Origin of the sequence: Streptomyces sp. NPDC057654, assembly GCF_042800135.1 — a bacterium.
GTDB lineage: Bacteria > Actinomycetota > Actinomycetes > Streptomycetales > Streptomycetaceae > Streptomyces.
Genome location: NZ_JBHVHQ010000388.1, coordinates 1 through 7,695, shown reverse-complemented (window position 1 = coordinate 7,695; position 7,695 = coordinate 1). Strand labels below are relative to the sequence as shown.

Annotated in this window: 7 protein-coding genes; 4 read left to right on the top strand and 3 right to left on the bottom strand. The window is 72.2% G+C overall.

All coding sequences use genetic code 11. From position 1 onward, the window contains the following. Positions 1–96: 96 nt before the first annotated feature. The 3 genes from ACFU99_RS25380 to ACFU99_RS25370 form a co-directional block, all read right to left on the bottom strand. Complete coding sequence (locus tag ACFU99_RS25380; RefSeq protein WP_384395726.1) at positions 97–507, bottom strand: RidA family protein; 411 nt, start codon at positions 505–507, stop codon at positions 97–99. After that, positions 504–1,322: an IclR family transcriptional regulator gene (locus ACFU99_RS25375; protein ID WP_384395723.1), complete on the bottom strand. Its 819-nt coding sequence runs from the start codon at positions 1,320–1,322 to the stop codon at positions 504–506. Before ACFU99_RS25375 ends, ACFU99_RS25380 begins: the two co-directional genes overlap by 4 nt. 100 nt (positions 1,323–1,422) lie before the next feature. Beyond that, complete coding sequence (locus tag ACFU99_RS25370; protein ID WP_384395729.1) at positions 1,423–2,538, bottom strand: sugar kinase; 1,116 nt, start codon at positions 2,536–2,538, stop codon at positions 1,423–1,425. A gap of 257 nt (positions 2,539–2,795) precedes the next feature. On the opposite strand from ACFU99_RS25370, the gene ACFU99_RS25365 reads away from it, so the two are divergent. The 4 genes from ACFU99_RS25365 to ACFU99_RS25350 all read left to right on the top strand — a co-directional run bounded on the left by ACFU99_RS25365 (position 2,796) and on the right by ACFU99_RS25350 (position 7,584). Then, on the top strand, positions 2,796–4,076 hold the full coding sequence (locus tag ACFU99_RS25365; protein WP_384395720.1) for an amino acid deaminase: 1,281 nt from the start codon (positions 2,796–2,798) through the stop codon (positions 4,074–4,076). Between the two features lie 53 nt (positions 4,077–4,129). Beyond that, positions 4,130–5,746 carry an amidohydrolase family protein gene (locus ACFU99_RS25360; protein WP_384395717.1) on the top strand — a complete coding sequence of 539 codons (1,617 nt, stop codon included), beginning with the start codon at positions 4,130–4,132 and terminating at the stop codon, positions 5,744–5,746. Positions 5,747–5,833: 87 nt separating this feature from the next. Further along, positions 5,834–7,045 (top strand): pyridoxal phosphate-dependent aminotransferase, encoded by a 1,212-nt coding sequence (locus ACFU99_RS25355; RefSeq protein ID WP_384395714.1) that lies wholly within the window; start codon positions 5,834–5,836, stop codon positions 7,043–7,045. A gap of 101 nt (positions 7,046–7,146) precedes the next feature. Next, positions 7,147–7,584, top strand: coding sequence for a hypothetical protein (locus tag ACFU99_RS25350; protein ID WP_384395712.1), 438 nt, complete (start codon positions 7,147–7,149; stop codon positions 7,582–7,584). Positions 7,585–7,695 lie beyond the last annotated feature (111 nt).

Genomic DNA, 7,695 nt, shown 5'->3' with positions numbered 1-7,695 from the left:
GATCGCGGCACGGCGCCCCGCCGGTGCGGGGCGCCGTGCCGGGACACGGTCGGTGAAGCGGTAACGCGGCGATGGCCGGGCCGTTCGGGGTCGGCGTCAGCCGAGGACGGCGAGCGCGTCGATCTCGATGAGGAGGCCGGGGGGCAGGCCCACGTACACCGTCGTACGGGCGGCCGGCGCCTCCTTGAGGCCCTCGGCCTCGAAGTAGGCGTTGTAGATCTCGTTCATCTCGGCGAAGTGCGAGACGTCGGTGAGGTAGACGCGCATCATCATGACGTCGTCCCAGCTCGCGCCGCCCTCTTCGAGGATCGCCTTGACGTTGGCGAAGGTCTGGAGGGTCTGCTCGCGCAGGGTCGGGCCGGCCGGGGTGGGGGCCTCGCCCTCGACGGCGGGCTTGAACCCGACCTGGCCGGCGACCTGGAGGATGTTCCCCTTGCGCACGCCGTGCGAGAACTTGGCCGGCGGGGTGGTGTGGGTGGCCGGGGTGATGGCGGTCTTGTCGCTCATGGTCGGACTTCCTTCTCGCGGTTTCTTCCGGGGGCCCGGGTCTTGTCGGGGGCCTGGGGCTTGTCGGGGGTGCGGGTCGTGCCCGAGTACTCGGCGCTGATGGCGTCGGCGGTGCGGCGCAGCAGCGGGAGCAGGGTGAGGAGTTCGTCGGCGGTGACGACGACGTTCGGGGCGGAGACCGAGCACGCGGCGACGGCCCGTCCGTCCGCGCCCCGGATGGGCGCGCCGATGCAGTTGATGGACTCCTCGTGGCCGCCGAGGTCGGTGGCCCAGCCCTGTTCGCGCACGGCCGCCAGCTCCTTGAGGAAGGCGGCGGCGTTGGGCGTCGAACGGGACGTGTACATGGGGTAGTCGAGCCGTTCGGCGACGGCGCGCCGCTCGGGCTCGGGGAGGTCGGCGAGGAGCAGCTTGGCGACGGCGGCCACGGTGATCGCCACGGGCTTGCCGATGCGCGAGTACATCCGCACCGGGTAGCGGCTCTCGACCTTGTCGATGTAGAGGACCTCGTTCTCCTCGTACACGGCGAGGTGGACGGTGTGCCCGCACCTCTCGTTGAGCTCGGCGAGGTGGGAGTGGGCGATCTCGCGTACGTCGAGGTTCTCGACGGCTTCCTGGGCGAGGGCGAAGAGCCGGGCGCCGAGGCGGTAGCGCTGATCCTGCTGGCGGTAGACGATGCCGTGTTCGTGCAGGGTGCGCAGCAGCCGCAGCGCGGTGGACTTGTGGACGCCGAGGCGGCTCGCGACCTGTTCGAGGTTGGCGGGGCCCTCGGCCAGCAGCGGCAGGATGGACAGGGCGCGGTCGACGGTCTGGCTCATGTCGCCCCCAGGGCGCCGCGCCGGGGCCGGTCGGCGCGGTCGCGGAGGGCAGGGCTCCGGTCCGTGCGTGCTCTTTGGATGTGCCTGGTCGTGTGGTCGTTCATGCGGTGCGCTCCTCCACCCGTACGGTCTCGGCCTCGGCCGCCGCGGGCTGACTCGCCCAGCCGGGGCCGAGTCGCAGTCTCCCCCAGGCGTCGGGGTCGAGCGCGGCCAGCCGGTCGGCGAGGCGGCGGGCGGGCGGTGCGGCGAGGTCGCCGGGGACGGTGAGGGCGGCGGCGGCCATCAGGTGCCCGTGCCGCAGCCGCTCGGCGAGGGGCAGTCCGCGCAGGGTCCCGGAGAGGAAGCCGGCGGCGAAGGCGTCGCCCGCGCCGACGGAGGCGACGACGTCGACGGCGAGGGCGGGGACGAAGACGACGGAGTCGGCGGAATCATCGGAGGAGGCGCCGGAGGCGGTACGGGCGTACGCGGTGGCTCCCGCGGCCCCCTGCTTGACGACGAGGATCTCCGGTTCGGGCAGCGCGGCCCGGACGGCATCGGCGCCGTGCAGCCCCCAGGCCGCCTCCGCCTCGTCCTCGCCGACGAAGACGAGGTCGCAGCCGCGCGCGAGGTCGAGCAGGACGGCGGGGCCTTCGGCGGCGCCGTGCCACAGGCCGACGCGGTAGTTGACGTCGAAGGAGACGAGGGGGCGGCCGGGGGCGCGGGCGGTGAGGGTACGGAGCAGGGCGCGGCAGTCGTCGGAGAGGGCGGCGGTGATGCCGGTGAGGTGCAGGACGCGGCCGGACCAGGCCTGTTCGCGGGTGATGAGGTCGGGGGACATGGCCGAGGCGGCGGAGCCGGCGCGGTAGTAGACGACTTCGGAGACCGGTTCGGCGGTCTCGGGTGCGTCGGGGTCCGCCGTCGCGGCCGGATCCGGTGCGGCGGCCCGGTCTGGTGTGGCCGGGTCCGCCGATACGGCCCGCTCACCGGCCGTGCGGAAGTAGATTCCGGTGGGGCGGTGCGGGTCATGCTGAACGGAGGCGGTGTCGACGCCCGTGGCGGCGATGGCGGTGACGAGGTGTTCTCCGAAGCCGTCGGTGCCGACGCGGCTGATCCAGCGGGCGGTATGGCCGGTGCGGGCGAGGGAGCAGGCGACGTTGGACTCGGCACCGCCGATGCCGCGTTCGAAGGAGGGCACGTCCGCGAGGGGGCCCGGTATCGCGGGACGGAAGGTGACCATGGATTCGCCGAGGCATACGACGTCGGCGTCCGGACTGCTCGGGGCTGCGGTCACGATCTGTCTCGCTCCTCGGGTCCTGTGGCGGCTGATCCAGCGGGCGGTCCGGCGGGCCTGCGGGCCGGGGTCGGGTGCGTGGTGCGCGCTGTTGGCGTGAGGCGCACCGTTGACCTCGTGCTTGCCGGGATGTTAGACAGCAGTAAGCGTTATACGCAATGGCTGTTGCACACCATGCAACATGACTTTCCACGGGAGGCTCCATGGCCGCCGGCAACGCCGCCGCTCGCCTGGCCCAGGACCGCGTCGACCACCGCTTCAAGGCCCTGCCTCCGGACGCCGAGGGCAGCACCGTCGAGGCCCTCGCCGCCGAGCGCCGGTCGCTGTTCGACGGCGGGTTCACCACCCCCGTGCTGGCCCTCTCCGCCGAGGCCGTGGAGCACAACCTCGCCCTGATGGAGCGCTACTCCGAGCGGCACGGCCTGGTCTTCGCCCCGCACGGCAAGACCTCGATGGCCCCCCAGCTCTTCGAGCGCCAGCTCGCGCACGGCGCGTGGGGCATCACCGTCGCCGTGCCCGCCCAGATCCGCGTCTGCCGCGCCTTCGGCATGCGGCGGATCTTCCTCGCCAACGAGCTGGTGGACGCCGCCGCGCTGCGCTGGCTCGCCGCCGAGCTCGACGCCGACCCCGACTTCCGCTTCCTCTGCTACGTCGACTCGCTGCGCGGCGTCGAGCTGATGGACCGGGCGCTGAGCGAGGCGGGCGCCGCCCGCCGCCTCGACGTCGTCGTCGAGCTGGGCGCGGGCGACGGCGCGCGCACCGGAGTCCGCACCGAGGCCGAGTGCGCCGCGATCGCCGACGCGGTCGCAGCCACCGGAACGCTGCGCCTGGCGGGCGTCGCCGGTTACGAGGGCGAGGTCCCCGCCGCCGACGGCGAGACCGTACGGGCATGGCTGCGCCGCCTCACCGCGCTGGCCGTCGACTTCGACAAGGCGGGCCGCTTCGCCGGGCTGGACGAGATCGTGGTGAGCGCGGGCGGCAGCGCGTGGTTCGACGCGGTCGCCGACGTCTTCGCCGAGCTGCCGGAGCTGTCCGCGCCCGCGCTCAAGGTGCTGCGCTCCGGCGCGTACATCTCCCACGACGACGGCCGCTACCGCAAGGTCACGCCCTTCAACCGGGTGCCCGAAGAGGGCGCGCTACACCCTGGTTTCCGCCTGTGGGCGCAGGTCGTCTCGCGCCCCGAGCCCGGCCAGGCGTTCGTCAACGCGGGCAAGCGGGACGCCGCGTACGACCTCGACCTGCCCGAGCCGCAGGTCGTACGGTCCGCGCGGGACGGCTCGCAGCGGCCCGCGACCGGCATCGAGGTCACCGCCCTCTCCGACCAGCACGGCTGGCTGACCGTGGCGGACGGCGTGGAGCTGGAGGTGGGCGACTGGATCGGCATGGGCCTGTCGCACCCCTGCACGTCCTTCGACAAGTGGCAGATGATCCCGCTGGTCGAGGCGGACGGCACGGTCGTCGACTACATCCGCACCTTCTTCTGATACATCCGCACCTTCTTCCGATAAGTCCGCACCTTCTTCTGAGAGGAACGGCCATGGACTTGGTCATCCGCGACGTCCGGGTCGTCGACGGTTCCGGCAGCGCCTCCTACCGGGCGGACGTGGCCGTGGACGGCGGCCGGATCGCCGCCGTCGTGCGCGAGGGCGGGGGCGACCGGCCCACCGCACGGCGCGTCCTGGACGCGGGCGGCCTGGCGCTGTCCCCCGGCTTCATCGACATGCACGCGCACAGCGACCTCGCGCTGCTGCGCGACCCGCGGCACGAGGCGAAGGCCGCGCAGGGCGTCACCCTCGAAGTGATCGGCCAGGACGGGCTGTCGTACGCCCCGGTGGACGACCGCACCCTCGCCGAGGTCCGCGCGCAGATCACCGGGTGGAACGGCGACGGCTCCGATATCGACTTCTCCTGGCGGAGCGTCGGCGAGTACCTGGACCGCCTCGACCACGGCTTCGGCGGCGACGGCATCGCCGTGAACGCCGCGTATCTGATCCCGCAGGGCACGGTGCGGATGCTCGCCGTGGGCTGGGACGACCGGCCCGCCACGCCCGCCGAGACGGAGCGGATGAAGGAGCTGGTCGCCGAGGGCATGGCGCAGGGCGCGGTCGGGATGTCGTCCGGGCTGACGTACACGCCGGGCATGTACGCCTCGGACGCCGAGCTGACCGAGCTGTGCCGGGTGGTGGGCGAGCACGGTGGCTACTACTGCCCGCACCACCGCTCGTACGGGGCCGGGGCGCTGCGGGCGTACGAGGAGATGGTGGACCTCACCCGCGAGGCCCGCTGCCCCCTGCACCTGGCCCACGCCACCATGAACTTCGGCGTGAACGAGGGGCGCGCCCCCGAGCTGCTGGCGCTGCTGGACGCGGCGCTGGCGGGCGGCGCGGACATCTCGCTCGACACCTATCCGTACACCCCCGGCTGCACCACGCTCGTCGCGATGCTGCCGAGCTGGGCGAGCGAGGGCGGCCCGGAGGCGATCCTGGCGCGGCTGCGGGACGGGGCGGCGGCGGAGCGGATCCGGCTCGCCATGGAGGTCGAGGGCGCGGACGGCTGCCACGGCGTGCCGATCGAGTGGGACACCATCGAGATCTCCGGGGTCTCCGACCCGGCACTGGGGCGGTTCGTGGGGAAGACCGTGGCGCGCAGCGCCGCCGAGAACGGCGAGCAGCCGTGGGCGACCGCGCGGCGGCTGCTGATCGAGGACCGGCTCGGGTCGACGATCCTCCAGCACGTGGGCCACGAGGAGAACGTGCGGCAGATCATGCGGCACCGGGTGCACACGGGCGGCAGCGACGGCATCCTCCAGGGCGCCAAGCCGCACCCGCGCGCGTACGGGACGTTCCCGCAGTACCTCGGCCGGTACGTGCGCGAGCTGGGTGTGCTCTCTTTGGAGGAGTGCGTGGCGCATCTCACGTCGCGTCCCGCGGCCCGGCTGAGGCTGTCCGACCGGGGGTTGGTACGGACCGGATACCGCGCCGATCTCGTTCTCTTCGATCCGGCCGAGGTCGCCGCCGGCTCCACTTTCGAAGCCCCAAAGAGCCTTCCGACCGGTATTCCGTATGTGTTGATTGATGGGCGCTTTGTGATGGAAGACGGGCGCCGTACGGACGTGCTGGCGGGCCGTACGGTCCGGCGCGCGCCGACCGCCTGAGGAGGCCGCGGGGGCCCCGGCCCCCGTGGTCCTACTCACCGGTAAAACGAGCGGCGGTCCCCGTGACCCGGCCGTATGGTGGCCGACATGCAGGTGATCCAGTCAACGAAACTCGCCAATGTCTGCTACGAGATCCGTGGTCCGGTCCTTGAGGAGGCAATGCGGCTGGAGGCGGCAGGACACCGCATCCTCAAGCTCAACACCGGCAACCCGGCGGTCTTCGGCTTCGAGTGCCCGCCCGAGATCCTGGAGGACATGCTCCGCTCCCTCGGCGACGCGCACGGCTACGGGGACGCGAAGGGGCTGCTGTCCGCGCGCCGCGCGGTGATGCAGCACTACCAGACCAAGGGCATCGAGCTGTCCGTCGACGACGTCTACCTCGGCAACGGCGTCTCCGAGCTGATCCAGATGTCGATGCAGGCGCTGCTGGACGACGGCGACGAGGTGCTGGTGCCGGCGCCCGACTATCCGCTGTGGACGGCGTCGGTCTCGCTGGCGGGCGGCACGGCCGTGCACTACCGCTGCGACGAGCAGGCGGACTGGATGCCGGACCTCGCGGACATCGAGCGCAAGGTCACCGACCGCACCAAGGCCATCGTCGTCATCAACCCGAACAACCCGACGGGCGCGGTCTACGACGACGAGCTGCTGCGCGGCATCACCGAGATCGCCCGCCGCCACAACCTGATCGTCTGCTCCGACGAGATCTACGACCGGATCATCTACGACGGCGTCACGCACACCCCGACCGCCGCCATCGCCCCGGACCTGCTGACCCTCACCTTCAACGGGCTGTCGAAGAACTACCGGGTCGCCGGGTACCGCGCGGGCTGGATGGCCGTCTGCGGCCCGAAGGCGCACGCGTCCAGCTATATCGAGGGCCTGACGATCCTGGCCAATATGCGGCTGTGCGCCAATATGCCCGTACAGCACGCGGTGGCGACCGCGCTCAACGGGCGGCAGTCGATCAACGAACTGGTGCAGCCGGGCGGGCGGCTGCTGGAGCAGCGCGACACCGCGTACGAGCTGCTGACCCAGATCCCGGGTGTGACGTGTGTGAAGCCGAAGGGCGCGCTGTACGCGTTCCCCCGGCTCGACCCCAAGGTCTACAAGATCAAGGACGACCGGCAGATGGTCCTGGACCTGCTGCGGGCCGAGAAGATCATGATCGTGCACGGCACCGGGTTCAACTGGCCGGAGCCGGACCACTTCCGGCTGGTGACGCTGCCCGCCAAGGAGGACCTGGCGGACGCGGTGACGCGGATCGGGGAGTTCCTGGACGGGTACGGCCAGCCCTGACCCTGCCGACCCTGCCTGACGCAGCCATCCGTGTAAGCGGGTCAACTTTAGACTCGGTCTAAGTTAGGATGGTCTCCTGAACCTTGCGAGGAGGCCATCCCATGTACGAACCGATCCGCACCAAGTCGGTCCACTCCATGGCCGAGCCCGCCGACGCACGCGGCCGTGGCCCCCACCGCTCCCGCGAGGAGGAGCTGGACATCCGGCTCGCGGGACACCTCACCGCCCTGCTGACCGTGACCGACGAACTGCGGGCGGAGTCCCAGGGGCCCGCGGCCGCCGAACTGGACGACGCGGCCCGCCGCATCGCCGGCGCCGCGGCCCGGCTGCGCGGCGGGCACGCCCCGCTGCGCGCCGCACCGACGGCCGGCGGCACGCCCGGCCCCGCGGCCCGCACAGCCGCGCTGCACCAGCGGGCGCACATGCTCGCCGGGCAGGCCCTGGTCGTCGCCACCTCCCGCGCCGACGAGGCGGAGGCGCTGGCCGCCGAGCGGCTGACCGTGCACGCCGAGGCGCTCGGCCTCACCGAAGCCGTCTGAGGACGCTCAAGACATTCACTGACGTAGACGTTTGAAAACCGAGGCCGTCTTAAGAGGCTCGCGGAGGAGAACCCACAGAACCACTGCCGCACCACCCGGCCGGGCCGGGAC